Genomic DNA, 26,737 nt, shown 5'->3' with positions numbered 1-26,737 from the left:
CCCTCCTAGACGACCTCGGCTCGATAGCGTCGCCGGGCGCCGGCGACCTTCACGATGCGCAGGAAGTGCGGGCAGTCCATCAGCTGCGGGACCTTGCAGTCGGCGGCGTGGCGCAGGCCGTCGCGCATGCGGGTCAGCTGGTCGATGCGGCGGTCGAGGTCGGCGGCCTTGGCCCGCAGGCGGTCGCGGTCGATGTCGGGACCATCCAGCATCCCGGCGATCTCGTCCAGCGAGAAGCCCGAGGCGCGGCCCAGGGCGATCAGCGCCAGCCGCTCGGCGGTCTCGGGCGCGAACAATCGCTTGAGGCCCCGCCGCCCGATGGAGGCGATCAGCCCCTTCTCCTCGTAGAATCGTAAGGCCGAGGCCTGCACGCCCGAGCGTTTCGAGAGTTCTGAAATATCGATGCCGAACATCGCTTGACCTCAAGTGCGCTTGAACTTGCAGGATGCGCGGACAGGCCGATGCTGGCAACGACGGAGAAGACGATGACCACTACCCCCGAACGCGACATGGCCGCCTACTGGGACCGCGCCGGCCGGGTGTGGGTCGAGCATCAGGCGCTGCTGGACCGGATCATGGCCCCGATCGCGCAGGCGGTGGTCGACGCCGCCGGCCTCGTGAATGGCGAGGCCGTGCTGGACGTCGGCTGCGGCTCGGGCGCGACGACCTTCGCGGCGGCCTGGCGGACCGGACCCACGGGCCGCGCGGTTGGGGTCGACATCTCGCCGGCCCTGGTCGAGCTGGCCCGCCGCCGCGCGGGCGAGGACGGGCTGGAGGGTGTTGAGTTCCTGCTGGCCGACGCCCAGACCCACAGCTTCAAGGCCGAGTACGACGCCATCGTCTCGCGCTTCGGGGTGATGTTCTTCCCCGACCCGGTCGCGGCCTTCGCCAACCTGCGCACGGCGCTGAAGTCCGGCGGCCGGCTGGCCTTCGCCGCCTGGCGAGCGCCTGAGGAGAACCCGCTGGCGCTGGTCCCGCTGCACGCCGCCGCGCCGTTGCTGCCGGAGATGCCGAAGTTCGAGAAGGACGCGCCGGGCCGCTTCGCCTTCGCCGACGCCGAGCGCGTGCGCGGCATCCTGGAGGCCAGCGGCTGGCGGGGGATCGAGATCGCGCCGCTGGACGTGACGACCCCGCTCTCCTTCGACGAACTGATGACCATGAGCCTGCGGGTCGGGCCGCTGAACCCGATCCTCAAGGACGCCGACGAGGACCTGCGCGACACGGTCTGGGACGCTGTGGCGATCGCGCTGGAGCCCTACGTCAAGGACGGCGTCGCCCAGATGACCTCGGCCTGCTGGCTGGTCACGGCGGAAGGGTAGGGGCCTCCGAACTCCGGGAGCTTGAGTTTTCCACAGACCCAATATATAACCGACCGGTCAGTTATATATTGGGTCAGGAAAATGCAGGCCGGTTCCCCCAAATGGCGGCGGCGCAGCGAGGCGCGGCCTGGCGAGATCGTCCAGGCGGCGCTCGAGGTGTTCGCGGAAAAAGGCTTCGCCGCCGCGAAGCTGGATGAGATCGCCGCGCGGGCCGGGATCTCGAAGGGCGCGCTGTATCTCTATTTCGAGACCAAGGAGGACATCTTCCGCGCGGTGGTCCGCGAGGCGGTGGTGCCCAACATCGGCATGGTCGAGATCATGCTGGCCCAGGCCACGTTGCCGTTCCCGGACCTGCTGCGTCTGGCGGTCGGCCGCATCGTCACGGTGATCGGGACATCGCGCCTGGGCGCCGTGGCCAAGCTGGTCGTCGGCGAGTCGCGCAACTTCCCGGAGCTGGCTCGCGTCTGGCACGACGAGGTGGTCAGCCGCGCGCTCGGCGCGATGACCGGCGCTTTGGCCAAGGCCCAGGAGCGCGGTGAGGTCCGCCCGGGCGATCCGCGCCTCCAGGCCTTCAGCATCGTCGGGCCGGTCCTGATGGGCGTGATCTGGCAGGAGACCTTCTCGCCCGTGGGCGCGCCGCCGGTCGACCTGGAAGCCCTGGCGCTGCAGCACTGCGAGACCGTGCTGACCGGCCTGGCCTCGCGCGTGGTCATGCTGCCATGAAGCCGCCCGTCCGCATCATCGCCATCGTCGCGGCCGTTGGCGTCGCCGGCTTCCTGGGCTGGAAGCTCCTCGGCCCGGACGCCCATCGTCCGCACCGCCTGTCGGGCTATGTCGAGGGCGAGACGCTCTACGTGGGGGCCTCGAACGCCGGCCTGGTCAGCACGGTGGCCGTGCAGCGCGGCGACCGGGTCAAGGCCGGCCAGCCTTTGTTCGCCCTGGACGCCGCCCAGCTGACCGCCGCCCGCGACCAGGCCGCCGCCCAGGTCGCCATCGCCACCGCCCAGCTGCGCGACGCCGAGAAGGGCCAGCGTCCGCAGGAGCTGGCGGTGTTCGACGCCGAGCGCGCCGCCGCCGACGCCCAGGTGCGTCAGGCCCAGGCCGACTACAATCGCATCGCGCCGCTGGTGAAGAAGGGCATCTACGCCCCCGCGCGCCTGGATCAGGTCAAGGCAGCCCTGGACACCGCCCGCGCCAACGCCGCGGCCGTCGCGCGGCGCAAGGATGTCGGGACCCTGGGGCAGCGGCCGGACGCGGTCAGCGCCGCGCAAGGCTCCGTCGCCTCGGCCCGCGAGGCCCTGGCCGGCGCCCAGGATCGCCTGGACCAGATCAGCCCGCGCGCGCCCAAGGCCGCCCGGGTGCAGGACGTCTTCTACCAGCCCGGCGAATGGGCCGCCGCCAACCAGCCGGTCGTGGCCCTGCTGGCCGACGACCGGGTACGCCTGCGGTTCTTCGTGCCCGAGGCCGAGGTGGCGCGGTACCGGGCCGGCATGGCCGTGCGTTTCTCGTGCGATGGCTGCGGTCCCGAGCGGACGGCGCGGATCAACTATGTCTCGCCGCGCTCGGAGTTCACCCCGCCGGTGATCTACAGCCGCGAGGCCCGCCAGCGCCTGGTGTTCCTAGTCGAGGCGCGGCCGGATCCCGGCGCGCCGCTGGCGCCGGGGCAGCCGGTCGACGTCGTTCCCTTGGAGGGAGAACGGTGAGCGACCTGGCCGTCGATGTCCGGGGGCTGAACAAGAGCTTCGGCCCGCGCCACGTCGTGCAGGACGTCTCGATCCAGGTCGAGCGGGGGCGGATCACCGGCTTCCTGGGCCCCAACGGCTCGGGCAAGACCACCACCCTGCGCATGCTGTGCGGCCTGCTCACCCCCGACAGCGGCGAGGGGCGGGTGCTGGGCCTGGACTTCCGCCAGGACGCCGAGGCCGTCAAACGCCAGACCGGCTACATGACCCAGAAGTTCTCGCTCTACGAGGACCTGTCGATCGAGGAGAACCTCGACTTCGTCGCCCGCGTCCACGAGCTGGATCGCCGCCGCGAGCGGGTGAAGGACAGCCTGGATCGCCTGGGCCTGACCGCCCGCAAGAAGCAACTGGCCGGCTCGCTGTCGGGCGGCTGGAAGCAGCGCCTGGCCCTGGCCGCCAGCGTCATGCACGAGCCCAAGCTGCTGCTGCTCGACGAACCCACCGCCGGCGTCGATCCCAAGGCCCGCCGCGAGTTCTGGGACGAGATCCACGCCCTGTCGGCCGAAGGCCTGACCGTTATGGTCTCGACCCATTACATGGACGAGGCCGAACGCTGCCACGACATCGCCTATATCGCCTACGGCAAGCTGATGGCGCGGGGCACGGCCGATGCGGTGATCGCCGACAGCGGCCTAGTCACCTTCCGGGCCGAGGGGCAGGGGGCTGACCGTCTGGCCCGTGAACTGGCCGGCAAGCCCGGCGTGATCATGGCCGCCCCGTTCGGCGCGGCGCTGCACGTCAGCGGGACCGACCGCGCGGCCCTGGAGGCCGCCATCGCGCCGTACAAGAAGCCGCCGCTGGTCTGGACCGAGGTCCAGCCGACCCTGGAGGACGTCTTCATCCGCCTGATGGGGCAGTCGTCGGACAACTTCCAATGAGCCAGCTATCGGGCGCCCGCATCCTGGCGGTGCTGATCAAGGAGTTCATCCAGCTCACCCGCGACCGGCTGACCTACGCCATGATCCTGGTCATGCCGATCGTGCAGCTCTTGCTGTTCGGCTACGCCATCAACAACGACCCGCGCGACCTGCCGACGGCGGTGCTGGTGCAGGACCAGGGGCCGATGGCGCGCTCCACGCTGTCGGCCCTGGTCAACAGCGGCTATTTCGAGATCGTCCGCACCGCGACCTCGCCCAAGGAGCTCGACGACGCGGTGGCGCGGGGCGAGGTGCAGTTCGCCCTGACCATCCCCGCCGACTTCACCCGCCGCGTGGTGCGGGGCGATGCGCCCCAGATCCTGGTCGAGGCCGACGCTTCGGATCCCGCCGCCACCGGCGGGGCGATCGCGGCCCTGGCCAACCTGCCGCGCACGGCGCTGACGCGGGACCTCGTGGGCGCGGTGAGCAAGCCCGGCGGCGACCCGTTCGAGGTGGTGATCCACCGCCGCTACAATCCTGAAGCCATCACCTCGTACAACATCGTGCCGGGTCTGCTGGGCGTGATCCTGTCGATGACCCTGGTGATGATGACGTCGCTGGGCGTCACCCGCGAATATGAGCGCGGCACCATGGAGAGCCTGCTGGCCACGCCCGCCCGGCCCATCGAGGTGATGATCGGCAAGCTGGCGCCCTATGTGGCCGTCGGGATCATCCAGACGGCGGTGATCCTGATGCTGGCGCGGGCGCTGTTTTCGATCCCGATGGCCGGCGGCTGGACGGCGCTGTCGCTGGGCGTCGTGCTGTTTATCATCGGCTCGCTGGCCCTGGGGTTCCTGATCTCGACCGTGGCCCGGACCCAGCTGCAGGCGATGCAGATGTCGTTCTTCTACATCTTCCCGTCGATCCTGCTGTCGGGCTTCATGTTCCCATTCCGTGGGATGCCGCAATGGGCGCAGGGTCTGGGGAGCGTGATCCCGGTGACACACTTCCTTCGGGTGGTGCGCGGCGCCCTGCTGAAGGGCCTGGACGTCGCCCAGCTATGGCCAAGTCTTTCCGCCCTCGGGGTGTTCGTATTGGCCGTCTCGGCCCTGGCCATGGCCCGCTATCGCACCACTCTGGATTAGGCCCGAGTCTGGCCAAGGTTGGTCGACGACCTGACCAACCCCGTCAAAAGGTGAGGTTTTTTGGCGACGATCTGCGAATGCTTGACCATTTCCTGGCCGCAAGCCCTTGCGTGCAAACGGTTCACGTGCGAACCCAGCGGAGCAGACGCTTATCTTCCGTGGATGACGGCGGGCACGCTCGGAAGTTGATTCTGAGGGGCGGTCTTGTTTAGCTTTCCTGAGCAATGGGCAGGGGGGCGAAACCTGACGAGTGTGTCTTTGCTGACACTTTCCCGTGGCGTTCGCCTTGGTATAACAGTGCTCGGTCGGTCTCCGGCCTGGGCAGGGCAATAGAGGGCTCTTCAATTATGAAACTCAACCTCCTGGCAGGAGCTGCTCTGGCCGCGGTGTTCGCCGCGTCGGGCGTTTCGGCCCAAGAGACCGGCTGGTACGGCGCGGTCGACCTTGGCTACCACTGGCCGCAGAGCATCAAGACCGAGTCGGACCAAAACGCTCCGGACGGCGCTCACTATCACTGGGCCTGGAAGTCCGAGAAGGACTGGACCGGCTTCGTTCGCCTCGGTTACCAGTTCAACCCGAACTGGCGCGCTGAAGTCGAAGGCGGCTATCGCCCCGGCGACCTGAAGAGCGTCCACGGCCCGGCTCAACGCGTGCCGGTCGGCCTCTGCACCCCGGGCGTCACCCGCACCGCCGCCGCCCCGACCTGCGGCTCGCCGGACGGTTCGATCGAAGCCTGGACCCTGATGGCGAACGTCATTTATGACTTCGCTCCGGGCTCGTGGCTGAACCCCTTCCTGGGCGCTGGCGTCGGCATCAACCGCCTGGACGTCAAGACCCTGGGTCAGTTCAGCAGCGTTCCGGGCGCCATCACGGCGACCAACCCGGCCATCCAGAACCTGACCGTTGACGACGACGATCTCGCCATCGCTTGGCAAGCCATCGCCGGCGCCTCGATCAAGGCCACGGACAAGCTGAAGATCGACTTCACCTACCGCTACATCACCGGCGGCGAGCACACCTGGCAGTCGCTGGGTTCGAACTCGCTGCAGCCGGGCGCCTTCGAAGGCCAGTACAAGGACCAGTCGGTGACCGTGGGTCTCCGCTACTCGTTCGCGTCGCCGCCGCCTCCCCCGCCGCCCCCGCCGCCGCCGCCTCCCCCGCCGCCTCCGCCTCCGCCGCCTCCCCCGCCGCCGCCGCCTCCGCCGCCGCCGCAGTATGAGGCCCGCGAGTTCATCGTGTACTTCCCGTTCGACCAATCGGTCCTGACGACGGAAGCGCAATCGGTGGTCACGGAAGCCGCGAAGTACTCGAACGATGGTCACGCGACGAAGATCGTCGTCGTCGGCCACACCGACACGTCGGGTTCGCCGAAGTACAACGCCAAGCTCTCGGAACGCCGCGCCAAGGCCGTCGCTGACGCCCTGGTCTCGCAAGGCGTCCCGGCTGCCGTGCTCGGCGTCGACTGGAAGGGTGAAAGCGCTCCGGCCGTCGCTACCGGCGACGGTGTGAAGGAACCGCTGAACCGCCGTTCCACGATCTCGATCAACTTCTAAGATCGAATCGACTGAAGACTTGGGAGGGCCCGGCGGCGACGCCGGGCCCTTTCTCTATGTCTGGACCTCGGCTGGTCCGAATCCTCGAGTCGGAGCCCATGGCGACGCTTGGTGATAGGGTCCATCGACCCCACATCTGATCCGAAGGCCCGGTTTCCGGGGCTTTGCGCGGAAGGTCGCCCGCGGGCGTCATCCACCCCCGACCACTATCCCTTGTGGCCATCCTGTTAACGAACGGCGTTGTCCGGGGGCGGATGTCTGGAGGCGCCTTGCGGCGTCCTGTCGCGGCTGAAAAAAGTTCGCCCAGGCAACCCCTTGTCCCACCTACGCAAGTTCGCGCCGTTCACAGGTTGTTAACGAAAAACTCGCCTCCGGGGCGTTGACGAGTCGTTAGCCACTATGGCCCCATATGTGGGTTGAGGGGGCTCCTCAGCCACAAGATATAGCGGCTGACCGGGGCATGTCCCTTCTCCGGAACACGCTGATTGAGCAATGGATTTGGTCATGAACGGCAGTGAAGCGGCGAAGACGAGCGTCCGAAACGAGGCCCGATTGGCGGCCATCAAGCCCGCCAAGCGCCCGCAGCTGGCGCTGGTGCAGAAGGTCCAGGTCGATCGCTCGCGCGACGCCCTGCTGACCGACTTCGGCAAGACCACCCTGGAAGATCGTTACCTGCTGCCGGGCGAGTCCTATCAGGACATGTTCGCCCGCGTGTCGACGGCCTTCGCCGACGACGCCGAGCACGCCCAGCGCGTCTACGACTATATGAGCCGCCTGTGGTTCATGCCGGCCACGCCGGTGCTGTCGAACGGCGGCGCCGACCGCGGCCTGCCGATCAGCTGCTTCCTCAATGCCGTCAACGACAGCCTGGACGGCATCCTGGGCGTCTGGAACGAGAACGTCTGGCTGGCGGCCAATGGCGGCGGCATCGGCACCTACTGGGGCGGCGTCCGCTCCATCGGTGAGCGGGTGAAGGGCCAGGGCCAGACCTCGGGCATCATCCCCTTCATCCGCGTGATGGACTCGCTGACCCTGGCGATTTCGCAGGGTTCGCTGCGTCGCGGCTCGGCCGCCGTCTATCTCGACATCCACCACCCGGAAATCGAAGAGTTCCTCGAGATCCGCAAGCCGTCGGGCGACTTCAACCGCAAGTCCCTGAACCTGCACCACGGCCTGTCGATCACCGACGAGTTCATGCACGCCGTGCGTGACGGGACCAAGTTCGGCCTGCGCTCGCCCAAGACCAACGAGGTCCTGCGCGAAGTCGACGCCCGCGCCCTGTGGCAGAAGGTCCTGGAGCTGCGCCTGCAGACCGGCGAGCCCTACCTGATCTTCTCCGACACCGTGAACAAGGCCATGCCCTCGTTCCAGCGCGAGCTGGGCCTGAAGGTTCGCCAGTCGAACCTGTGCAGCGAGATCATGCTGCACACCGGCACCGACCACCTGGGCAACGAGCGCACCGCCGTCTGCTGCCTGTCGTCGGTCAATGCCGAGACCTTCATGGAATGGCGCGACCACCCGACGTTCATCGAGGACGTCATGCGCTTCCTGGACAACGTCCTGCAGGACTTCATCGACCGCGCCCCGGACGCGGCCGCCACGGCCGCCTACGCCGCCATGCGCGAGCGTTCGGTGGGCCTGGGCCTGATGGGCTTCCACAGCTTCCTGCAGAGCCAGAACGTGCCCTTCGAGAGCGCCCTGGCCAAGAGCTGGAACATGCGGATGTTCAAGCACCTGCGCCGCGAAGCCGACAAGGCCTCGATCGCGCTGGGCGAAGAGAAGGGCCCGTGCCCGGACGCCGCCGATCGCGGCTCGGTCGAGCGCTTCTCGCACAAGCTGGCCATCGCCCCGACCGCCTCGATCTCGATCATCTGCGGCGGCACGTCGGCCGGCATCGAGCCGATCCCGGCCAACATCTACACCCACAAGACCCTGTCGGGCTCGTTCGCGGTGAAGAACCCCTATCTGGAGAACCTCCTCGAGGAGAAGGGCCAGAACACCGACGCGGTGTGGGGTTCGATCCTGGAGAACGAAGGCTCGGTCCAGCACCTGGACTTCCTGAGCCAGGACGAGAAGGACGTCTACAAGACCGCCTTCGAACTGGATCAGCGCTGGGTGGTCGAGCTGGCCGCCGACCGCACGCCGGAAATCTGCCAGAGCCAGTCGGTCAACGTCTTCCTGCCGGGCGACGTCGACAAGTGGGACCTGCACATGCTGCACTGGATGGCCTGGGAGCGCGGCGTGAAGTCGCTGTACTACCTGCGCTCCAAGTCGGTGCAGCGCGCGGCCTATGCCGGCGCCGACGAGAAGGCCGAAGTCGCCAACAGCGGCTTCGACGTTCCGGAAAAGACCGACTACGACGAGTGCCTGGCCTGCCAATAAAGGCCTCGTAGGCGATGAATATTCAGACGGCGGTGTGAGTGATCACACCGCCGTTTTCGTTTGTGTTCGAAATCGGGCGGAACTGCGGACGTTTACGACGGTTCACCATGTGCGCATTCGTCACGATGGACACATCAAACGAAGCGCGTAGGCTGGACCTGAGTTGGATTGGGGAATCCGTGATGCGTAGCGCTGGGGAGCGTCGTATCTTGTGCCTCGTGGCCGTTCTGGCCATGGCGGGCGCCCATGCGTCGACGGCCTGTGCGGCTGCCAAGGCCGCCAAGGTCAAGGCGTCAGATAAGGCCGCCTCGGCTGCCCACAACCCTGCCACACCGATTTCTTTCCAAGTGAAACCCGAGACCCTGCGGCCGCTGGATCCCAATGGCGCGACCGGCTTCATGGCCAGCGCCGTCGACGCGCCGGAAGCCCAGGTCGAAGGCGGTTTCGCCCTCTCGCCCGCCGCCGCCATCGCCGGCGACGCCCGCATCCTGGACGCCGACCGCTTCTATGACGGCATGGGGCCGGTGACCTGGCGCTCGAACGCCTTCACCCGCCAGGCCGCGGTCGGCGGCCCGATCGACAGCGTGCGTGTCTCGATGGCCGGGGTGGCCCGCACCGCCGGCGTCGCGCCCCTGACCCTGGTCCGTCCCGACAGCGACGCCTACGACGTCCAGGACGTCGACGTGACCGTGACCCGCGGCTGGCCGGCCGCCGTCACCCTGAAGGGCCGCAGGTTCGCCCTCGACGTGACGCCGCATGCCGGCGTGGGCTTCGGCGCGGCCGGCGGCTCGGCCGAGGCCGGCGCCACGGTGCGCCTGGGCCGGAAGAAGAACATGGGCGACCGGGTGAACGACGCCCTGGGCGTGCGCGAGGGTGACGACGCCTTCGGGATGCGCGGGCGCTGGTACATCTTCGCGGCCGCCAGCGGCCGGGCCGTTGGCTTCAACATGCTGCGCGGCCAGAACGGCGACTGGAGCCGCGCGGGCCTCACCCAGGACACCACCAGCCGCCTGATCGGCGACAGCCAGGCCGGCGTCGCCTGGCGGCGTGGTCCGATGCAGGCCTCGCTGGGCTATATCCACCGCGAGATCCGCGCCAAGGAAGGCATCATGGGCCTGGCCACGCAAAAGGATGACGTGGTGGCGCTGTCGTTCAGCCTGAAACCGCACTGGTAAAAGGCTTTCAGCCCTATAAAGCTTGTGTTTCCGGCCGCTTTCATGCAGCAAGCGCCGGTCCTTTCACTGCGCTAGCGAGACCATGAGCGAGAGCGAGCCCCCGCGCCGCAAGACCCTGAGCCTGAAGAGCGCGGTCGCCGCTCCTGGCGGTCCGCCGCCGCTCGAACGCATGGTCAAGCCGTCGGCCCGCACGACCGTGTTCACGCCGCAGGCTCCGCCGCCGGTCGAGCCGCCGCCGCCTCCGGCGACGGGGGACTGGAAGTGCAAGCCGTGCGGCACGCGCTTCGACCCGCCGACCGAGCTGGCCGACGAGGACTCGGTGCGCTGCCCGTCGTGCAACGCCCGCCTGGGCCTGGCTTCGGATTTCCGCAGCGACCCGCCGAACGTGGCCAAGCTGCGCGCGCGCTGGCTGAAGAAGGCCTAGACGCCGACCGCCCTAGCTCGCAGCAGTTTGGTGCGGGCGGAAGTTCAGCGGATCAAAACCCTCGATCCAGCCTTTCAGGAACAGGCCCTCGGGGTGCTGGGCCTCATACGCCTCGACCTCGTAGACCTGACCGGCGAAGACGCCCAGGTGCGGCAGGTCCATGCCGGTGCGGATCAGCAGATCGCCTTGGCGAAAACTCGTGTGCATGTGTGTGAAGCTCCCTCTCCGGGCGCGATACTGGCGCGCGGAACGGACAGGACAACACACGAAGATTTCAGGAGCGCGACGGGAACCTTTCGGCCGCTAGGACGTGCGCTGACTAAAGCCACCGTCCGTAATGCGGCGAGAAGCGCGCCTTCAGGTCGTCGACCTCCTGCTCGGCGTCGCGGATGGCGGCCTCGGCCCGGCGGCCATCCTCGACGGCCTCCCGCCGTTCGCGGCGCAGGCGCTGAAGGCGGTCGCGCAGCTCGCGGGTCTGCTCGTCGGTCAGCTTGGGATTGCGCAGCTCGTCCTCGACCCCGTCGGCCTGCCGCGCCCGCTTGTCGGCGCGGGAGTCGGCCGAGCTGAGATCGGACTTGGCCGATTCCAGCCGCTGGGTGGCGGCGTACACCCGCTCGCCATCGGCATAGCCGCCCAGGAAGGCCGGTTCGGCGGGTTGCGGGCAGACATTGTAGTAGACGCTGCCGGCGCGTCCGACGGCGAAACCGTTCATCTCCGTGCAGTAGCGGACCAGGCCCTCGTCGCGGCCCTGGGCGTAGAGCAGGGGGGCAGGCGTGACGCCGGTCTTGGCGCAGGCCTTGGCATGGTTGTCGATGCGGCTCATCGGATAGCCGCTGGCGCCGTCGCCATAGCCGACCCCGTGCCAATTTCCTTGCAGGCACTGTTCCGGGGTCATGGTGGCGCAGCTGGCGAGGGCCAGGGCCGCGCCGGCGATCAGCAGCTTCCGCATCCGCTCGTTTCTCCCCAGGCTGGACATGGGGCGAGCTTAGAGCTTGGCCGTGTGAACCGTGGCTGAACGGTGTTCGGGCGGCCCTAAGGTTCCAACGGCGCCTCGACGCCGACCGGGCCGGGTTCGTCGCGGACGATGACGCCCGTGCCGGCCGAGATCGACGGGACCTGCTTCTTGAAGAGGCCGCGCCACAGGCTCTGTTCCTCGACCGCGCTGGTCCAGGCGCCGCCTTCCAGGGCCAGCTGGTGGCCGGCGTCGTAGATGCCGCGCATCAGGTCGGTCTCGAACTTCAGGAGGTTGATGCCCTCGAAGCTGTTGGGGATCGAGGCCACGCTGAGTGGCAGGTTGTGGCGCGAGCAGAAGCCGGCGGCCAGGCTCAGCGCCTGGCGGTACGAGAACCGCAGCATGGTGTCGAAGCTGCGGGCCATGATCGAGGCCACGCCCGGCGGGGTCGACTGGGTCGAGGGATCCAGCACCGTGTTGACGATCACGTGCACTCGGCCCCGGCGGAAGCGCGGACCCAGGTTGCGCCAGTGCAGCAGGGCGTCGGGCATCAAGAAGAGCGGCGCGGCCACCCCGCCGTCGACATGCATTTCCTGGTAGCGGTGGCCGTCGACCTCGACCTCGATCAGCTTGGGCGGGAAGATGCCCGGCACCGAGGACGAGGCGACCAGCAGGTTGCGGAACAGCTTCAGGGCCTCGTCGCCGCCGTGGGTGGCGATCTCGCCCATGTCCCAGACCACGGCGCGCTGGCTGTCCAGGTTGGTGGTGGCGATCAGCAGGCGCCGGCCCTTGCGGTGCTCGACGGCGATGGCCTCGACCATCTCCTGGTCGACGAAGGTCTCGACCAGGGCGTCCAGGCTCTCGCCCTTGAAGATACTGGGGCCCAGCGCGGGGGCCAGGCGGCGCAGGCTGAGCAGCTCGGTGGCGTGGCCGCCGACATAGGCGTCGGTCAGGCGCTCGTCCCAGGCCGCGCCCAGGAAGGCCAGCGGGGCGATCAGGGCCCCGGTGCTGACGCCGGTGACGATGGCGAAGTCGGGACGGCGGCCGGCCTTCGAGAGGCCCGTCAGCACGCCCGCGCCATAGGCGCCGCCGGCCGCGCCGCCGGACAGGGCCAGAATGTTGAACTCATCGCGGCCGATCAGCGAGCGCAGCGGCGCCAGGCGGTCGGCGGCGCTCTTGAGGGCGTCGTCGGCCTGGTCGACCGACAGGCGCACGCCGGGAAAACCGGCGGCCTCGACATGGCGGTCGGACGGCGGCGACGGCAGGCGCTTGCCGCGCAGCGGATCGGCGGTCTTCCAGTCCTTGAAGAAGCCCTGGAGGCTGATCTTGCCGTTCGGGTCCCGATCCAAGGCGGTCCTCTTAGTGCGAGCTGGCCAGCACCACGCCCACCAGGACGGCCGCATAGTGCAGGCCGGCGCCGCCAATGACGTGGCCGTGCCAGATGGCGCGGCGGAACTTCAGGCGACGCATCAGGTAGAAGATGGTTCCGGTGGAATAGACGACGCCGCCGATGGCCAGCAGCAGCAGGGCCACCCACGACAGGCCGTCGATCATCGGCTTGATGGCGACCAGAACGAGCCAACCCAGGGCCAGGTACAGGCCGACCCAGAAACGCTTGTCCAGGCCGGGCAGGAACAGCTTGGCCGCCACGCCGATGGCGGCCACGGTCCACACCGCCGAGGTCATGCCGATGGCCCACCAGCCGGTCAGGTTCTGGGTGGTGAAGGGCGTGTACGAGGCGGCGATCATCACGAAGATGCCGGCATGGTCGAAGCGGCGCAGCAGCGGCCGCCAGCGGGCCTTGGCGAAGTTGTAGGCGGTCGACAGCGACAGCATCAGGATCAGGCCCACGGAATAGACGCTGACCGCCGCCACCTGCTTCAGGTCGCCCAGGCCCATGGCCAGGCCCAGCAGGATGCCGCCGCCCAGCAGGGCGCAGGCCAGGCCGGCCAGGTGCACCACCAGGTCGGCGCACTTGGCGGCCGGCGTGGGATAGTGCGTCGCCGGCTTCTCAACGACGATGTCGGTCGTGTTGGTGGTCGCAGTCATGGCCCCGCCCAGTCCGGTGGAAGTACGTGCGAACGCTAGGTTCGTTCCGTGACATATAAGCGTCGATCATCGTGGCCGCGAAAGGGCGTTGGCGACACGATGGCGGGATAAAGCGACTCAGAAGAGGAGGCCGCGCGCCCCGTCGAAGACCAGCTTGCCGCCGACCGCCACCAGAAGAACATAGATCACCTTGTAGAAGCCCTCGGCGGGCACCCGGCGCACCACCCACACGCCGCCCCAGGTCGACGCGATGGCCAGCGGCAGCAGCACGCCGGCGGTCATCAGCACCTTGGGGGTGAACTGGCCGAGCGCGATATAGGCCGGCACCTTCATCCAGTTCACGACCGCGAAGAAGATGGCGCTGGTGCCGATGAACGTATCGCGCGCCAGCCGGCGGGGCAGGACGTAGATCTGGAAGGGCGGGCCGCCGGCGTGGGCGATCTGGCTGGTGAAGCCGGCCGCCGCGCCGCACAGGGCGCCCAGCCACGGGCGGGCCGGACCCGCCTCGACCTGGGCGGCGGCCTTGACCGCGCGCTCGGCCCACAGCCGTTGCAGGGCGAAGACCACCGAGATCGCGCCGACGGCCAGCTCGACGGCGGCCTCCTTGACGAAGGCCGCCAACGCCCAACCCAGGAAGATGCCGACCGCCGCGGCCGGCAGCATCAGGATCAGCAGGCCCCTGTCCCAGCTCTTCCGGAACGCCCAGACGCTGACCACGTCCTGGACCAGCAGGATCGGCAGGGTGATCGAGGCGGCCATGACTGGCGACACGGCCAGGGCCATCAGCGGCACGGCCACCACGCCGATCCCCGCGAAGCCGCCCTTGGCCAGGCCCAGCAGGATCACGGCGGGGATCGCCACCGCGTAGAAGAACGGATCGGTCAGCATGAAGCGCTGCTTATCAGCATTCCGGGGTTTGGCGAGGCCGATCAGCCGTTCTTTGCGGTCCCGCAACGTTCGGTAACGCGACCGCCGATTTGCCCGCCTAGCCTGACAGCGCTCACCTTTTCCGAAAAGTTCGCGTCCTCCATGACCTCGCCCGGTCGGCTGTCCGAGATCCTCGAGATCGACGCCGAGACCTTTGCCCGCGACCTGACGCCCCTCTATCAGCCCACTGTGCTGCGCGGCGTCGCGCGCGACTGGCCGGCGGTGAAGGCCGCGCGCACCTCACCCCGCGCCCTGGCCGACTATCTGAAGCGCTTCGACAAGGGCGTGATGGTCGAGGCCATGCTGGGCGCGCCGGCGATCGGCGGGCGGTTCTTCTATGACGAGGGCGGCCGGGGCATGAACTTCGACCGGCGCTCGGCCCCGCTGAGCCCGGTGCTGGACGAGCTGTTGCGGCTGGCCGACCATCCCGAGCCGCCGGCCATCTATGTGGGCTCGACCCCGATCGCGCCGGTGCTGCCGGGGTTCGAGCGGGACAACGCCCTGGACCTGCTGGACGACAAGATCGCGCCGCGCCTGTGGCTGGGCAACGCCTCGATCATCCAGACCCATCACGACATGTCCGACAACATCGCCGTGGTGGTCAGCGGCCAGCGTCGCTTCACGCTGTTTCCGCCCGACCAGGTCGGCAACCTCTATATCGGCCCGCTGGACTTCACCCCGGCGGGGCGGCCGGTCAGCCTGGTGTCACTGGACGATCCCGATCTGGAGCGCTTTCCGAAGTTCGCCGAGGCCCTCGAGAACGCCCTTGTCGCGGACCTGGAGCCGGGCGATGCGATCTACATTCCCACCTTGTGGTGGCACCACGTCCAGGCGACGGGGCCGCTGAACCTCTTGGTCAACTACTGGTGGGAGCCGGCGGACATGCCGGGCGGCCAACCGTTCGACGCCTTCGTGCATGCGCTGCGCAACGTGCGCCGACTGCCCGCCAAGCGGCGCAACGCCTGGCGGGCCTTCTTCGAGCACTACATCTTCCACGCCAATGGCGACCCGGCCGAGCACATCCCCGAGGGGCGTCGCGGCGTGCTGGAGGACAAGCCCGACGCGACGCGGGAAGCCGAGATGACCGCCTTCCTGCGCCGGGTTCTGGGTAGGGATTAAAGCGCCCTGCGTGATCCTCGTCCTTCGACAGGCTCAGGATGAGGATCATGGCTGAGGCGTTTCAGTAGAAACCTCATCCTGAGCTTGTCGAAGGACGAGGTTTCGGGCCCGCTAGACTAGCGGCGGATTGAGCTCCCTAAACCCGCCCTCGCGCCAATACGGATAGTAGGGATAGGCCGGGGTCACGGCGCTGGCCGCATCCAGCCTTGCAACCTGATCTGCCGTCAGGGTCCAGCCGACCGCACCCAGGTTCTGGCGCAGCTGCTCCTCGGTCCGGGCGCCGATGATGACGCTGGACACCGTGGGGCGCTGCAGCAGCCAGTTGATGGCCACCTGCGGGATGGTCTTCTCGGTCTCGGCGGCAATGGCGTCCAGGGCGTCGACCACGCGGTAGAGGCGCTCGTCGTCCACCGGCGGGCCGGCGTCGGCGGTGTCGTGCAGGCGGCTGGTTTCCGGCAGCGGCTGGCCGCGGCGGATCTTGCCGGTCAGGCGGCCCCAGCCCAGCGGGCTCCAGACCATGGCCCCGACGCCCTGGTCGGCCCCCAGCGGCATCAGCTCCCACTCATAGTCGCGGCCGACCAGCGAGTAGTAGGCCTGGTGGGCGACATAGCGCGGCCAGCCGTGACGGTCGGCGGCGGCCAGGGACTTCATCAGCTCCCAGCCGGCGAAGTTCGAGGCGCCGACATAGAGGACCTTGCCGCTGCGGACGAGGTCGTCCAGCGCCGAGAGCGTCTCCTCGACCGGCGTCGTCCCATCGAAGGCGTGCAGTTGCAAGAGGTCGATGCGGTCAGTCTTCAGGCGCTTCAGCGCGGCTTCGACGCCGGGGATCAGGACCTTGCGCGAGGTTCCGCCGTTCAAGCCCAGCTTGGTCGAGATCAGCGCCTGGTCGCGGCGGCCCTCCAGCGCGGCCCCCAGGATCTCCTCGGACTCGCCGTTCGAATAGACGTCGGCGCTGTCGAACAGGGTCATGCCGGCCTCGAGCGCGATGTCGACGATGCGGCGGGCCCCGGCGACATCGGTATCGCCCCAGGCCGAGAACAGCGGGCCCTGACCGCCGAACGTGCCGGCCCCGAACGACAGGGCGGGGACCTTCAGGCCGGAACGGCCCAGCGTGCGGTATTCCATGGGAGTTTCTCCTAAGCGAGAGCCGGAGTGCGGCGTTCGAGCGAGAGGCTGAAGACGGCCAGAGCCAGGGCCGACAGCGGCACGGCGGCGGCGATCAGGGGCACGGCCGACAGGCCGGGGCCGTGGGCGATCACCGCCCCGCCCAGCCAGGCGCCGAAGGCGTTGCCGAGGTTGAAGGCGGCGATGTTCAGGCTGGAGGCCAGGCCCTGGCCCGCGCCGCCGGCCTGGCTCAGCACCCGCATCTGCAGCGGGGCTACGGTGGCGAAGGCGGCCGCGCCCAGCAGGAAGGCGGCGATCACCGCGCCCACCTGGCTGTGGAAGGCCAGGGCCGATCCGCCCATGACCACGGTCAGCGCGATCAGGGTCCCGACCAGGGCGGCGTTCAGCCCCTTGTCGGCCCAGCGACCGCCGACCAGGTTGCCGGCCACCAGGCCCGCGCCGAACACTAGCAGGATCGGCGAAACGGCCTCTTTCGAGAAGCCGGCCAACTCCATCAGGATCGGCTGGATGTAGGTGAAGACGGCGAACACCCCGCCGAAACCGAGCACGGTCATGGCCAGGCCCAGCTGCACCTGCGGACGGGCCAGGACGGCGAACTCCTCGCGCAGCGGGGCGGGCTCGACCTTCTCCTGGGCGGCCGGCACCAGAGCGGCGAGGACGATCAGCGCCAGGGCGCCGACGCCGGCCACGGCCCAGAAGGCCATCCGCCAGCCGAAGGCCAGGCCCAGCCAGGCGCCGAACGGCACGCCCAGCAGGGTGGCGATGGTCAGGCCGGTGAACATGATGGCGATGGCCGAGGCCTTGCGTTCGGGCGGCACCAGCGAGACGGCGACCAGCGAGCCGACGCCGAAGAAGGTGCCGTGGGCCAAGGCGGTCACTAGGCGCGCGCCCATCAGGATCCCGTAGGTCGGGGCGATGGCGGCCAGGATGTTGCCCAGGGTGAAGATCGCCATCAGCACCAGCAGGGTGGTCTTGCGGGGCAGGCGGCGGGTGGCCAGGGTCAGGATCGGCGCGCCGACGAAGACGCCCAGGGCGTAGCCGGTCATCAGCAGGCCAGCGGCCGGGATCGAGACGCCGAGATCGGCGGAGACCTGCATCAGCAGGCCCATGATGATGAATTCGGTGACGCCGATGCCGAAGGCGCCGACGGTCAGGGCATAGAGGGCGAGAGGCATGACAGCCGGCTCCGTGAGTGTTCGGAGCGGGAGATAGCGTCTCGGTGTTCGATGAATTAGATTGCGGTCAGGAACTTCACTTGTGACTTGGGGGCACGATGGCGCGCCAGGAGATCAACCGCTCCGGAGAGATGGAGGTCTTCGCCCGCGTTGTCGAGGAGGGCGGCTTCACGGCCGCCGCCAAGGCCATGTCGATGACCCCGTCGGCGGTCAGCAAGCTGGTGGCCCGGCTGGAGGCGCGGCTCGGTTCGCGGCTGGTGATGCGCTCGACCCGCAAGCTGCAACTGACCGCCGAGGGCCTGACCTTCCACGAGCGCTCCCTGCGGGTGCTGGCCGACCTGGACGAGGCCGAGCGCTCGGTGGCCGCCTGCGCCGTGCCGCGCGGCTGGCTGCGGATCAACGCCAATGTGCCGTTCGGCCTGCACCACCTGTTTCCGCTGATCCCGAAGTTCTCGGCGCTCTATCCGCAGGTCCAGGTCGACGTGACCCTGACCGACCAGGTGATCGACCTCTTGGACGAACGCGCCGAGGTCGCCATCCGCGTGGGGCCGATGCGGCCTTCGCAGCTGGTCGCCAGGAAGCTGGGCGACAGCCGCACCGTCCTGGTCGCCTCGCCCGAATACCTGGCGCGCCGGGGGGCGCCCAAGCATCCCGACGATCTGGCCAAGCACGACCTGATCACCTTCAACTTCTCACGCCAGTCCGATGAATGGCCGTTCCTGATCGGTGGCGAGCGGGTCAGCTACCCCGCCCAAGGCGGCGCCCTGGTCGGCGACGGCGAAAGCGCCACGCACCTGGCCCTGGCCGGGCAGGGGATCACCAAGCTGGGCATCTTCCACATCATCGACCACATCCGGGCGGGGCGGCTGGTCCCGGTGCTGGATGAGTTCAATTCCGGCGAGCTGGAGACGGTCAGCGCCGTCTATGTCGGCCATGCCGGACCGCTGCCCGCGCGGGTGCGGGCGTTCATCGACTTCCTGGCGGCGGAGGTGGACGTGCATTGGCCGATGGGACGAGCGGTCTAGCCGCCCGCCCCGTAGCGAACCTACGCGTCCAGCATCACCTCGGCGATCTGCACCGCGTTCAGGGCCGCGCCCTTGCGCAGGTTGTCGCCGACCACGAACAGGGCCAGGCCGTGCTCCACGGTCGGGTCCGGACGGATGCGGCCCACGAACACCGGGTCCTGGCCGGTGGCGGCCAGCGGGTTGGGCACGGCCTCGACCACCACGCCCGGCGCGGCGCCCAGCAGCTCAGTCGCCTCGGCCACCGACAGCGGGCGCTCGAACTCGGCGTTGATCGACAGCGAGTGGCCGGTGAAGACCGGCACACGCACGCAGGTGCCCGAGACCGGCAGGCCCGGCAGCTCGAGGATCTTGCGGCTCTCGTCGCGCAGCTTCAGCTCTTCCTCGGTATAGCCGTCCTCGCCCAGCACGTAATTCAGCGGCACGACGTTATAGGCAAGCGGCACGGCCCACTTGCGGGCTTCCGGCAGCGGCGCAGCGTCCGGCGACATCGCCAGGCCGTCCAGGTCGCCCGCCGCGCCGGCGCGCAGCTGCTCGGACAGCACCTGGATGCCCTCGACCCCGCCGCCCGACGCGGCCTGGTAGGTGCTGACGGTCAGGCGCTTCAGGCCGGCCTTCTCGTGCAGGGGCTTGAGCACCGGCATGGCGGCCATGGTGGTGCAGTTGGGGTTGGCGACGATGCCCTTAGGGATGTTGTTCAAGGCGTGCGGATTGACCTCGGCCACCACCAGCGGGACGTCCGGATCCGAGCGCCAGGCCGAGCTGTTGTCGATCACCACGGCCCCGGCGGCAGCGGCCTTGGGCGCCAGCTGGCGCGAGGTGTCGCCGCCGGCCGAGAAGAACACGATGTCCAGGCCGGCGAAGTCGGCGGTCGAGGCGTCCTCGACCACGACTTCCTGGCCCTTGAAGTCGATCTTGCTCCCGGCCGACCGCGCGGAGGCGAACAGGCGCAGCTGCGCCAGCGGGAAGTCCCGCTCGGCCAGCAACTCACGCATCATGCCGCCGACCAGGCCGGTGGCGCCGACGACGCCGACGCGCGGCGGATTGGATCGGGAAAACTTGAAGCTCATGGAAGGCGTCTCCTGGTGTCTAGGAGCGCGGGGAGCTGTCAGATCTCGTCGAGAGAGAGCCGCCCCGCGCCATCGGCGGGGCTGGTTCGAGGATGCCGCTTAGATCGCGCGCATACCCGCCGCCCCACCGAAGCGGGTCGTTTTGCGGGTAATAATTTTAGTCGCGGCGAATTGCATCGGGGGTGCTTCTAGCGGCGAAGCTGGGCCGGGTAAAGGGTGTTGGGGCAAGAATGATGCGTCGGCGACGTCGCAGGCGCCGTTGTGAGCAAGGTCATACCCCACTCCGTCATCCCGCGCTTCATGCGCGGGACCCATGGTTCAGCTTCCACGTGAGAGCCTAGGTCCGCACTTCACCTGCGGCGGACAAATGGGTCCCGCGAACAAGTCGCGGGATGACGGGGAGGGGGTGTCGGAATTCCTTCTCGCCCGAGAAGGAGCCCTCCTTACATCTCACGGCGAGACGGTCGCAGGGCTGATCAGGTCACTCAAGGACGACGCTCCGCGTCGCCGCCGCGCGGCCGCCGGAGGCGGTCCTTGACTGACCTGATCAGCCCTGCACGCTGCAGCCTCCAAGAGATTTAAGGATCGCACCGACCTTGGGAGTCGATGACTACTTTCACATGGTAATTAGCAAATTGAACCACGATCTTGGCCGCCGCCCGCCGACACCTTAGCAATCAATAGTGGCGCCTTATTGTGATGCAGGCCCAAATGTTTCCTGCCGAATACGCGCTATCTCGGCGTCGGAAAGCGCCTTCATTCTAAAATGCCCGGCCAAGCGATCGTAGGCGCGACGGCAAGCTCTGTGGTGCCCTGCGACGCTCTTTTCGGTCCATTTTTTCAGTTTGGCGCTCTCTATGATGACCGCCAAGGTCATCGCAATGCTGTGCAGTTCATTCAAAGCTTTGGCGCATCCGATCGCACCAACCATTGAGCGGTCCACGAAGCTCATCTGGGTCTGCACAATCGACACGAAAGGCGCTGGATCGAGTTCACCGTTGGAAGCGAGGCTCTCTTGGATGGCGCGCAAGAGGCCTACGGTTTCCTCCGCAGCGTTCATCGCTGCCAGCCTGGCGTCTAGTTTTACTCCGCGGCGTTGCAGCACCTGCACCAGAATTGCCAAACCAACTGATGCGACGATCGCGATTGCGGAAAGGATGGCCTGCGCCCATGCAGCAGCTTCCGAGCTATGGCTGGTTATCCAGTGCATCATGTCGGCGACGCTCTCATGGTTAAGCTATGCTTGTCGAGTTCGCCGCTTTCCTTTGGTCGGCAACAGCTGAGTGGGTCTGCTACTCGACAACGGTCCGTGATGATCGTTGCGCCTTACTCCCCCGCCTGCTGCCCCAGCCGCTCCCAGCCCTCGAAGAACGGGAACCGCTTTGGCCAGAACTCCGCCAACCTCGGGTCCGCGTCCACCCGCTTCACCACCTCCGCCATCCTCGGCGCGACCTCGTAGAACCGCACCCGCCTCGGCCCCCAGCGGCTCACCACCGTGACGTACAGGTCCAGCACCGTCAGCTCGTCGCCCAGCAGGTAGCGCCCCGGCGTCAGCTGGCTCTCCATCATCGCCCAGCAGTCGAGGATGCGCTCGGCCGTCGCGGCCTTGATCCGCGCGCCGACCTCCGCGTCCGAGCCGCCCAGGCGTGAAGGGTCGTCCCGCACCCAGAACAGCGAATAGATCGAGGCCGGGATGAAGGTCATCCAGCGCAGGAACTGGGCGCGGCGCGGATCGTCGATGGCCGGGCCAAGCCGCGCTTCCGGGTAGCGGTCCGCTAGCCAGATCAGGATCGCCGCGCTCTCGGTGATGGTCTCGCCGTCGGGCGTGACCAAGGCTGGGATCTGTTTCAGCGGGTTGACCGTGGCGACCTTGGCCTGCTCGGCTTCGCCCTCCCAGGTGGGAGCCTCGACCACCTCATAGGGCAGGCCGATCAAGGACATAGCGGCTTCGACGGGTACGCCGCCCGAGCCCAGGGCGCTGAACAGGCGGTAGGCGGTCATCGTCGACTCCCGAATTATCCACACCCTACTCACAACATCTTGTGTGGGTGCGACGTCACGACCACTAGATGGCAGCCGTCGCTTTGATAGGGTGAGTCAACTTAGCGTCTGTTCGACGATTCTGCTCCGAGGCTCCGCATGTCCGCTCCGTCGTCGCTCATCCTGCCCGGCCTGATGACCCCCTCGGGCGGCTACAAGCCGTTCCGTTATCCGTGGGCCTATGACTTCTGGAAGAAGCAGCAGCAGGTCCACTGGATGCCGGAAGAGGTGCCGCTGGGCGAGGACCTCAAGGACTGGGCCGTCAAGCTGAACGACAAGGAACGGAACCTGCTGACGCAGATCTTCCGCTTCTTCACGCAGTCCGACGTCGAGGTGCAGGACAACTACATGGAGCGCTACGGTCGGGTGTTCAAACCGACCGAAGTGAAGATGATGCTGGCTTCGTTCGCGAACATGGAGACGATCCATATCGCGGCCTACGCCCTGCTGCTCGAGACGATCGGCATGCCCGAGACCGAGTTCTCGGCCTTCATGGAATACGAGGCCATGAAGAACAAGCATGACTACATGCAGACCTTCGGCGTCGACTCCAACGCCGACATCTGCCGCACGCTGGCGATGTTCGGCGGCTTCACCGAAGGGCTGCAGCTGTTCGCCTCGTTCGCGATGCTGATGAACTTTCCGCGCTTCAACAAGATGAAGGGCATGGGCCAGATCGTCTCGTGGTCGATCCGCGACGAGAGCCTGCACTGCGACGGCATCATCAAGCTGTACCATGCGTTCAACAAGGAAACGAACGCGGTCACCAAGTCGGTGGCCGACGACATCGTCGACTGCTGCAAGACCGTGGTGAAGATGGAGGACGCCTTCATCGACCTGGCCTTCGAGGCCGGCGACATCCAGGGCATGACCCCCGACGACATCAAGCAGTACATCCGCTTCATCGCCGACTGGCGCCTGCGCCAGCTGCAGCTGCCGGAAGTGTACGGCGTGAAGGAAAACCCGCTGCCGTGGCTGCAGTCGCTGCTGTCGGGCGTCGAGCACGCCAACTTCTTCGAGGCCCGCGCGACCGAGTATTCCAAGGCCGCGACCAAGGGTCAGTGGCACGGTTCGGAAGGCGTGTGGACCAGCTTCGACGAGATGATGAAGAAGCGCACGGACCTGACGCCGGCGGAATAAACCCTTTTACGAGGGGCGTACGGGAAGGGCGGGACCAGGCGGGAGCCGGGTCTCGCCCTTCGTCGTTTGGGCGGGGGGCGGAGTCAGTGCCGACGTCCTCGTCCTTCGACGGGCTCAGGATGAGGACGTGTGGCGACGGCGCTAGGCATCATCCCGAGCTTCAACAACACCTCATCCTGAGCTTGTCGAAGGACGAGGTGTTCGGCACTGCGCCAGACCGGGAAGCGCTTTCCAATCGCCACGGATCACCGCCTCTTTCTTTGCGCGGCTCCAGCCCTTCAGCTGCCGCTCAAACGCGATGGCGTCGGTGATGAACTGGAATTCGCCCGTCCAAGCGAGCTCGACGGGGCGGCGCTTGTAGGTGAAGGCCTTCGGGTCGAGGCCGGCATTGTGCTCGGCGACGCGGGTGTTGGGATCTGGGCCGCGATGCGAGCCGACGTAGTACATGCCGTCGGCGCAGCGCAGGATGTAGACCCAGGCTGATTGGACGTCATGCATCGCGGATGCTCCTGCTTCGCGATGATGCGCCTATAGATTGAGGTGGCGCAATCCGTGCCGAAACACCTCGTCCTTCGACAAGCTCAGGATGAGGTGTTTGGGATTCCGAGGGGGCTCACATCCTCACCTAAGCCTCACGGCCTCACTCTACATCTCACATCCTCATCCTGAGCTTGTCGAAGGACGAGGATGTCGGCAGTGCGCGGAAGTTCGTGACCCAGTCACGTCGGCGCTCTAGTTACCGCGCTAGAGCAAGGTACGGAGCTTCAGCATGACCAGCATCGCGGTGATCGGCCCGGGGGCCGTCGGCGGCACGGTGGCCGCCTGGCTGGCGCAGAACCCGGCGCATGACGTGACCGTCTGCGTGCGCACGCCGTTCCAGACCCTGGCGGTCGAGACGCCCGAGGGGCCGATCACGGCCAGCCCGCGCGTGGCGACCTCGCCGGAAGGCCTGACGCCGGTCGACTGGGTGCTCGTGGCGACCAAGACCTACGACACTGACGCGACCATGGCCTGGCTGGCGGCGCTAGCCGGGCCGCAAACCCGCGTGGCCATCCTGCGCAACGGAGTCGAGCACACCGTACCGTTCGCCGGCAAGGTCGCGGCGGAGAACCTGGTCCCGGCGGTGGTCGACATCCCAGCAGAGCGCTCGGCGCCCGGCCGGGTGCTGCAGCGGCGCAATGGCTGGATCAAGGTTCCGGCGGGCGCGGCCGGCGAGGGTTTTGCGGTCCTGTTCGCCTACACGCCGATCGAGATCGAGGTCGTCGAGGACTTCACCACCGAGGCCTGGAAAAAGCTTGCTTTGAACTGCGCCGGGGCGGTCAACGCCCTGGTCCTCAAGACCGCCATCGTCGCCCATGACGAGGGGGCCGCCGAGGTCATGCGGGCCCTGGTGCGAGAGTGCGTGGCGGTGGGCCGGGCCGAGGGGGCGGATCTCTCCGACGATCTGTCGGACGCGGTGATCGCCGGCTATCGCGGCCAGGCGCCGGAGTCGATGAATTCGCTGCACGCCGACCGCGCCGCCGGCCGGCCGATGGAGCTGGACGCCCGCAACGGCGTCATCGTCCGCAAGGGTGCGGCGCACGGGATCGAGACGCCCGCCAACGCCATGATCGTGGCGCTGCTGAACGCGGCCGCCTCCTAGAGGGAGGCGGCCGGGCTCGCTTACGGGCGGTCCTTCTTGGGGATCGCCTGGATCTGTTCCGGCGTCAGCTTGGTGATGGTCTTGGCGCGGATGGGCATGGCGAAGCCCATGCCGTCCGAGACCCGAAGGTCCAGGTCCATCGGGCTGCAGACGCTGTCGGTGCCGCGCACGATCGAGACCAGGTGATTGCCCGGCCAGGTCAGCTGGTTGGAGCCGTACGACAGGTCGACGCGATAGACCTCGCGGTTGCGGACCTTGAGATACAGGGTGTTCTTGTCCGGGGCGCTCCAACCGCGCCAGTCGGACAGGTAGAAGCACTGGCGAGGCGGCTTGGTCGCCTTGGCCGGGGCATCGCCTTGAGCCGCCGAAGCAGCCGTCGCGCCCAGGCCAGCGGCGATGGCGAGCCCGATCAGCGCGGTGCGCGTGACGTGGGTGAGCTTGCTCATGGCGTGGTCGTCCTAAAAGGTCCCTCGGCTCAAGAGATTGGGCTTCGGCGGGGCGAAGTCAAGTTTTTACTGTACATTTGAAACTGTACACGAAAAAGCCCGCTTCCGATGAGGGAAGCGGGCCGTCTCTGAGAGCGTTCCGGAGAGTGCTTTAGGCTTTCGCGGGCTCGGCCTCGTCGGGGACGATATCGTCCAGCTCGCCCTCCCACTTGGCGACCACGGCGGCGGCGACGCTGTTGCCGACGACGTTGGTGGCGCTGCGGCCCATGTCCAGCAGGTGGTCGACGCCCAGGACCAGGGCGATCCAGGCGTCGGGCATGCCGAAGTGGGTCAGGGTGGCCATGATCACCACCAGCGAGGCGCGCGGGATGCCGGCGATGCCCTTGGAGGTCACCATCAGCAGGGCCAGCATGAAGATCTGCTGCTGGATCGACAGGTGCACGCCGTGCGCCTGCAGGATGAACATGGTGGCGAACGTGCAGTACAGCATCGAGCCGTCGAGATTGAACGAGTAGCCCAGCGGCAGCACGAACGAGACGATGCGGCGGCGCACGCCGATCTTGGGCAGGCCGTCCAGGATGCGCGGATAGGCGGCTTCCGACGAGGCGGTCGAGAAGGCCAGTAGGGCCGGGTCGCGGATCACGCCGAACAGCGGGATCACCCGCTTGCCGATCACCAGGAAGGCGGCGACGAACAGCAGCGCCCACAGCACGCCCATGGTGGCGTAGAAGCCCAGCACGAACTTGCCATAGACCACCAGCATCGAGATGCCTTGGGTGGCGATGGACGAGGCCAGGGCGCAGAAGATGGCCAGCGGGGCCAGCTTCATCACGAAGCTGGTGACCTTCAGCATGATCTGGGCGCCTTGCTCGGCCAGCTCCATGATCTGCGGCGCCTTGTTGTCCAGCGAGGCGACGGCCGTGCCGACGAACAGGCTGAACACCACGATCTGCAGGATCTCGTTCTTGGCCAGGGCGTCGAAGATCGACGTCGGCACCAGGTGGACGATGAAGGTCTGCAGGGTGAAGCCTTCAGTCGAGGCCGCCGGCGGGGCCGCCGTCGAGGCGGCGTCGGTCAGGACGAGGCCCGCGCCCGGCTGCAGGATGTGGACCATCAGCAGGCCCAGCAGCAGCGACACGGCCGAGGCGGTGATGAACCAGCCCATGGTCTTGACGCCGATGCGGCCGACCGAGGCGGCATCCTCCATGTGGGCGATGCCGGCGATCAGGGTGGTCAGCACCAGCGGCGCGATGATCATCTTGATCAGGCGCAGGAACAGGTCGGTGCCCAGCTTGAACCACTTGGAGGCCTCGGCGGCCTGCGCGGGGTCCAGAAACTGGTTGCAGGCCCAGCCCGTGGCGACGCCCAGGACCATGGCCCCGACGATCATGAACGCGAAGCGTTTATTCATTCAGTCCCCCTGGCGCCTCTAT

General features: G+C 67.8%; 28 protein-coding genes and 1 pseudogene. 14 read left to right on the top strand and 15 right to left on the bottom strand.

Annotated features, from left to right (window positions below):
- Positions 1-5: 5 nt before the first annotated feature.
- Complete coding sequence (locus AC1RRR_RS20495; protein ID WP_492815718.1) at positions 6-413, bottom strand: helix-turn-helix domain-containing protein; 408 nt, start codon at positions 411-413, stop codon at positions 6-8.
- Positions 414-485: 72 nt separating this feature from the next.
- Here AC1RRR_RS20495 and AC1RRR_RS20490 point away from each other — a divergent pair, with 72 nt between their 5' ends.
- From AC1RRR_RS20490 to AC1RRR_RS20450, 9 genes are all read left to right on the top strand, one after another.
- The gene (locus AC1RRR_RS20490) at positions 486-1,319 is read left to right on the top strand and encodes a class I SAM-dependent methyltransferase (protein WP_492815717.1); all 834 of its coding nucleotides are present in this window, start codon (positions 486-488) and stop codon (positions 1,317-1,319) included.
- Positions 1,320-1,400: 81 nt separating this feature from the next.
- A complete protein-coding gene (locus AC1RRR_RS20485) occupies positions 1,401-2,042 on the top strand; it encodes a TetR/AcrR family transcriptional regulator (protein ID WP_492815716.1) in 642 nt (213 codons plus the stop codon).
- The gene (locus tag AC1RRR_RS20480; protein ID WP_492815715.1) at positions 2,039-3,022 is read left to right on the top strand and encodes an HlyD family secretion protein; all 984 of its coding nucleotides are present in this window, start codon (positions 2,039-2,041) and stop codon (positions 3,020-3,022) included. The genes AC1RRR_RS20485 and AC1RRR_RS20480 overlap by 4 nt, the downstream gene beginning before the upstream one ends.
- Positions 3,019-3,939, top strand: coding sequence for an ABC transporter ATP-binding protein (locus tag AC1RRR_RS20475; RefSeq protein WP_492815714.1), 921 nt, complete (start codon positions 3,019-3,021; stop codon positions 3,937-3,939). The genes AC1RRR_RS20480 and AC1RRR_RS20475 overlap by 4 nt, the downstream gene beginning before the upstream one ends.
- The gene (locus AC1RRR_RS20470; RefSeq protein WP_492815713.1) at positions 3,936-5,063 is read left to right on the top strand and encodes an ABC transporter permease; all 1,128 of its coding nucleotides are present in this window, start codon (positions 3,936-3,938) and stop codon (positions 5,061-5,063) included. The genes AC1RRR_RS20475 and AC1RRR_RS20470 overlap by 4 nt, the downstream gene beginning before the upstream one ends.
- Before the next feature lie 347 nt (positions 5,064-5,410).
- On the top strand, positions 5,411-6,616 hold the full coding sequence (locus AC1RRR_RS20465) for an OmpA family protein (protein WP_492815712.1): 1,206 nt from the start codon (positions 5,411-5,413) through the stop codon (positions 6,614-6,616).
- A gap of 498 nt (positions 6,617-7,114) precedes the next feature.
- Complete coding sequence (locus tag AC1RRR_RS20460) at positions 7,115-8,998, top strand: ribonucleoside-diphosphate reductase subunit alpha (protein WP_492816580.1); 1,884 nt, start codon at positions 7,115-7,117, stop codon at positions 8,996-8,998.
- A 182-nt stretch (positions 8,999-9,180) separates the two neighbouring features.
- Positions 9,181-10,173 carry a lipid A-modifier LpxR family protein gene (locus AC1RRR_RS20455; protein ID WP_492815711.1) on the top strand — a complete coding sequence of 331 codons (993 nt, stop codon included), beginning with the start codon at positions 9,181-9,183 and terminating at the stop codon, positions 10,171-10,173.
- Between the two features lie 82 nt (positions 10,174-10,255).
- Positions 10,256-10,597, top strand: coding sequence for a hypothetical protein (locus AC1RRR_RS20450; RefSeq protein WP_492815710.1), 342 nt, complete (start codon positions 10,256-10,258; stop codon positions 10,595-10,597).
- A 12-nt stretch (positions 10,598-10,609) separates the two neighbouring features.
- Here AC1RRR_RS20450 and AC1RRR_RS20445 read toward each other — a convergent pair whose 3' ends face one another.
- The 5 genes from AC1RRR_RS20445 to AC1RRR_RS20425 all read right to left on the bottom strand — a co-directional run bounded on the left by AC1RRR_RS20445 (position 10,610) and on the right by AC1RRR_RS20425 (position 14,486).
- Positions 10,610-10,804, bottom strand: a complete 195-nt coding sequence (locus AC1RRR_RS20445) for a hypothetical protein (protein ID WP_492815709.1) — start codon at positions 10,802-10,804, stop codon at positions 10,610-10,612.
- A gap of 112 nt (positions 10,805-10,916) precedes the next feature.
- Positions 10,917-11,546: a DUF2799 domain-containing protein gene (locus tag AC1RRR_RS20440; RefSeq protein WP_492815708.1), complete on the bottom strand. Its 630-nt coding sequence runs from the start codon at positions 11,544-11,546 to the stop codon at positions 10,917-10,919.
- Between the two features lie 83 nt (positions 11,547-11,629).
- Positions 11,630-12,898: a patatin-like phospholipase family protein gene (locus AC1RRR_RS20435; RefSeq protein ID WP_492815707.1), complete on the bottom strand. Its 1,269-nt coding sequence runs from the start codon at positions 12,896-12,898 to the stop codon at positions 11,630-11,632.
- Positions 12,899-12,908: 10 nt separating this feature from the next.
- Positions 12,909-13,598 carry a PAQR family membrane homeostasis protein TrhA gene (gene trhA, locus AC1RRR_RS20430; RefSeq protein ID WP_492815706.1) on the bottom strand — a complete coding sequence of 230 codons (690 nt, stop codon included), beginning with the start codon at positions 13,596-13,598 and terminating at the stop codon, positions 12,909-12,911.
- Between the two features lie 117 nt (positions 13,599-13,715).
- On the bottom strand, positions 13,716-14,486 hold the full coding sequence (locus tag AC1RRR_RS20425; protein ID WP_492815705.1) for a sulfite exporter TauE/SafE family protein: 771 nt from the start codon (positions 14,484-14,486) through the stop codon (positions 13,716-13,718).
- A 141-nt stretch (positions 14,487-14,627) separates the two neighbouring features.
- On the opposite strand from AC1RRR_RS20425, the gene AC1RRR_RS20420 reads away from it, so the two are divergent.
- Both AC1RRR_RS20420 and AC1RRR_RS20415 read left to right on the top strand, forming a co-directional pair.
- On the top strand, positions 14,628-15,644 hold the full coding sequence (locus AC1RRR_RS20420) for a cupin-like domain-containing protein (RefSeq protein WP_492815704.1): 1,017 nt from the start codon (positions 14,628-14,630) through the stop codon (positions 15,642-15,644).
- Positions 15,640-15,745, top strand: a pseudogene (locus AC1RRR_RS20415) (hypothetical protein); the annotation flags it as partial. The gene AC1RRR_RS20420 and the pseudogene AC1RRR_RS20415, both read left to right, overlap by 5 nt.
- Before the next feature lie 10 nt (positions 15,746-15,755).
- Here AC1RRR_RS20415 and AC1RRR_RS20410 read toward each other — a convergent pair.
- Complete coding sequence (locus AC1RRR_RS20410; RefSeq protein WP_492815703.1) at positions 15,756-16,769, bottom strand: aldo/keto reductase; 1,014 nt, start codon at positions 16,767-16,769, stop codon at positions 15,756-15,758.
- Positions 16,770-16,780: 11 nt separating this feature from the next.
- Positions 16,781-17,944: an MFS transporter gene (locus AC1RRR_RS20405; RefSeq protein ID WP_492815702.1), complete on the bottom strand. Its 1,164-nt coding sequence runs from the start codon at positions 17,942-17,944 to the stop codon at positions 16,781-16,783.
- Between the two features lie 98 nt (positions 17,945-18,042).
- Between AC1RRR_RS20405 and AC1RRR_RS20400 the strand changes: the two genes are divergently transcribed.
- Complete coding sequence (locus tag AC1RRR_RS20400; RefSeq protein WP_492815701.1) at positions 18,043-18,969, top strand: LysR family transcriptional regulator; 927 nt, start codon at positions 18,043-18,045, stop codon at positions 18,967-18,969.
- A gap of 20 nt (positions 18,970-18,989) precedes the next feature.
- Here AC1RRR_RS20400 and AC1RRR_RS20395 read toward each other — a convergent pair whose 3' ends face one another.
- From AC1RRR_RS20395 to AC1RRR_RS20380, 4 genes are all read right to left on the bottom strand, one after another.
- Complete coding sequence (locus AC1RRR_RS20395; protein WP_492815700.1) at positions 18,990-20,036, bottom strand: aspartate-semialdehyde dehydrogenase; 1,047 nt, start codon at positions 20,034-20,036, stop codon at positions 18,990-18,992.
- Between the two features lie 99 nt (positions 20,037-20,135).
- Entirely contained in the window at positions 20,136-20,213 is a 78-nt protein-coding gene (locus AC1RRR_RS20390; RefSeq protein ID WP_492816578.1) for a hypothetical protein, read from the bottom strand.
- Between the two features lie 514 nt (positions 20,214-20,727).
- Complete coding sequence (locus AC1RRR_RS20385; RefSeq protein ID WP_492815699.1) at positions 20,728-21,249, bottom strand: hypothetical protein; 522 nt, start codon at positions 21,247-21,249, stop codon at positions 20,728-20,730.
- Between the two features lie 113 nt (positions 21,250-21,362).
- Complete coding sequence (locus AC1RRR_RS20380; RefSeq protein ID WP_492815698.1) at positions 21,363-22,037, bottom strand: glutathione S-transferase family protein; 675 nt, start codon at positions 22,035-22,037, stop codon at positions 21,363-21,365.
- A 138-nt stretch (positions 22,038-22,175) separates the two neighbouring features.
- Here AC1RRR_RS20380 and AC1RRR_RS20375 point away from each other — a divergent pair, with 138 nt between their 5' ends.
- Complete coding sequence (locus AC1RRR_RS20375) at positions 22,176-23,216, top strand: ribonucleotide-diphosphate reductase subunit beta (protein ID WP_492815697.1); 1,041 nt, start codon at positions 22,176-22,178, stop codon at positions 23,214-23,216.
- 171 nt (positions 23,217-23,387) lie between these two features.
- Here AC1RRR_RS20375 and AC1RRR_RS20370 read toward each other — a convergent pair whose 3' ends face one another.
- Positions 23,388-23,714 carry a GIY-YIG nuclease family protein gene (locus tag AC1RRR_RS20370; protein ID WP_492815696.1) on the bottom strand — a complete coding sequence of 109 codons (327 nt, stop codon included), beginning with the start codon at positions 23,712-23,714 and terminating at the stop codon, positions 23,388-23,390.
- A 271-nt stretch (positions 23,715-23,985) separates the two neighbouring features.
- Here AC1RRR_RS20370 and AC1RRR_RS20365 point away from each other — a divergent pair, with 271 nt between their 5' ends.
- Complete coding sequence (locus AC1RRR_RS20365; RefSeq protein WP_492815695.1) at positions 23,986-24,858, top strand: 2-dehydropantoate 2-reductase; 873 nt, start codon at positions 23,986-23,988, stop codon at positions 24,856-24,858.
- 20 nt (positions 24,859-24,878) lie between these two features.
- On the opposite strand, the gene AC1RRR_RS20360 is transcribed toward AC1RRR_RS20365, so the two are convergent.
- Positions 24,879-25,304: a DUF6491 family protein gene (locus AC1RRR_RS20360; protein ID WP_492815694.1), complete on the bottom strand. Its 426-nt coding sequence runs from the start codon at positions 25,302-25,304 to the stop codon at positions 24,879-24,881.
- Positions 25,305-25,455: 151 nt separating this feature from the next.
- Positions 25,456-26,715: a dicarboxylate/amino acid:cation symporter gene (locus tag AC1RRR_RS20355; RefSeq protein WP_492815693.1), complete on the bottom strand. Its 1,260-nt coding sequence runs from the start codon at positions 26,713-26,715 to the stop codon at positions 25,456-25,458.
- Positions 26,716-26,737: the final 22 nt, after the last annotated feature.

It is taken from the genome of Caulobacter sp. GW821-FHT12D05, from assembly GCF_058807295.1.
The sequence above is the reverse complement of the archived record's forward strand: the minus strand, read 5'-3'. Positions and strand labels throughout refer to the sequence as shown.

Excerpts from the sequence above, each read along its gene's own strand:
- AC1RRR_RS20455 (WP_492815711.1), top strand. The coding sequence starts at position 9,181 with ATGCGTAGCGCTGGGGAGCGTCGTATCTTGTGCCTCGTGGCCGTTCTG.
- AC1RRR_RS20390 (WP_492816578.1), bottom strand. The coding sequence starts at position 20,213 with ATGCAATTCGCCGCGACTAAAATTATTACCCGCAAAACGACCCGCTTC.
- AC1RRR_RS20375 (WP_492815697.1), top strand. The coding sequence starts at position 22,176 with ATGTCCGCTCCGTCGTCGCTCATCCTGCCCGGCCTGATGACCCCCTCG.
- AC1RRR_RS20380 (WP_492815698.1), bottom strand. The coding sequence starts at position 22,037 with ATGACCGCCTACCGCCTGTTCAGCGCCCTGGGCTCGGGCGGCGTACCC.
- AC1RRR_RS20365 (WP_492815695.1), top strand. The coding sequence starts at position 23,986 with ATGACCAGCATCGCGGTGATCGGCCCGGGGGCCGTCGGCGGCACGGTG.
- AC1RRR_RS20385 (WP_492815699.1), bottom strand. The coding sequence starts at position 21,249 with ATGATGCACTGGATAACCAGCCATAGCTCGGAAGCTGCTGCATGGGCG.
- AC1RRR_RS20420 (WP_492815704.1), top strand. The coding sequence starts at position 14,628 with ATGACCTCGCCCGGTCGGCTGTCCGAGATCCTCGAGATCGACGCCGAG.
- AC1RRR_RS20400 (WP_492815701.1), top strand. The coding sequence starts at position 18,043 with ATGGCGCGCCAGGAGATCAACCGCTCCGGAGAGATGGAGGTCTTCGCC.
- AC1RRR_RS20490 (WP_492815717.1), top strand. The coding sequence starts at position 486 with ATGACCACTACCCCCGAACGCGACATGGCCGCCTACTGGGACCGCGCC.
- AC1RRR_RS20440 (WP_492815708.1), bottom strand. The coding sequence starts at position 11,546 with ATGCGGAAGCTGCTGATCGCCGGCGCGGCCCTGGCCCTCGCCAGCTGC.
- AC1RRR_RS20480 (WP_492815715.1), top strand. The coding sequence starts at position 2,039 with ATGAAGCCGCCCGTCCGCATCATCGCCATCGTCGCGGCCGTTGGCGTC.
- AC1RRR_RS20405 (WP_492815702.1), bottom strand. The coding sequence starts at position 17,944 with ATGCCTCTCGCCCTCTATGCCCTGACCGTCGGCGCCTTCGGCATCGGC.
- AC1RRR_RS20425 (WP_492815705.1), bottom strand. The coding sequence starts at position 14,486 with ATGCTGACCGATCCGTTCTTCTACGCGGTGGCGATCCCCGCCGTGATC.
- AC1RRR_RS20485 (WP_492815716.1), top strand. The coding sequence starts at position 1,401 with ATGCAGGCCGGTTCCCCCAAATGGCGGCGGCGCAGCGAGGCGCGGCCT.
- AC1RRR_RS20445 (WP_492815709.1), bottom strand. The coding sequence starts at position 10,804 with ATGCACACGAGTTTTCGCCAAGGCGATCTGCTGATCCGCACCGGCATG.
- AC1RRR_RS20395 (WP_492815700.1), bottom strand. The coding sequence starts at position 20,036 with ATGAGCTTCAAGTTTTCCCGATCCAATCCGCCGCGCGTCGGCGTCGTC.
- AC1RRR_RS20495 (WP_492815718.1), bottom strand. The coding sequence starts at position 413 with ATGTTCGGCATCGATATTTCAGAACTCTCGAAACGCTCGGGCGTGCAG.
- AC1RRR_RS20410 (WP_492815703.1), bottom strand. The coding sequence starts at position 16,769 with ATGGAATACCGCACGCTGGGCCGTTCCGGCCTGAAGGTCCCCGCCCTG.
- AC1RRR_RS20465 (WP_492815712.1), top strand. The coding sequence starts at position 5,411 with ATGAAACTCAACCTCCTGGCAGGAGCTGCTCTGGCCGCGGTGTTCGCC.
- AC1RRR_RS20360 (WP_492815694.1), bottom strand. The coding sequence starts at position 25,304 with ATGAGCAAGCTCACCCACGTCACGCGCACCGCGCTGATCGGGCTCGCC.
- trhA (WP_492815706.1), bottom strand. The coding sequence starts at position 13,598 with ATGACTGCGACCACCAACACGACCGACATCGTCGTTGAGAAGCCGGCG.
- AC1RRR_RS20470 (WP_492815713.1), top strand. The coding sequence starts at position 3,936 with ATGAGCCAGCTATCGGGCGCCCGCATCCTGGCGGTGCTGATCAAGGAG.
- AC1RRR_RS20355 (WP_492815693.1), bottom strand. The coding sequence starts at position 26,715 with ATGAATAAACGCTTCGCGTTCATGATCGTCGGGGCCATGGTCCTGGGC.
- AC1RRR_RS20370 (WP_492815696.1), bottom strand. The coding sequence starts at position 23,714 with ATGCATGACGTCCAATCAGCCTGGGTCTACATCCTGCGCTGCGCCGAC.
- AC1RRR_RS20450 (WP_492815710.1), top strand. The coding sequence starts at position 10,256 with ATGAGCGAGAGCGAGCCCCCGCGCCGCAAGACCCTGAGCCTGAAGAGC.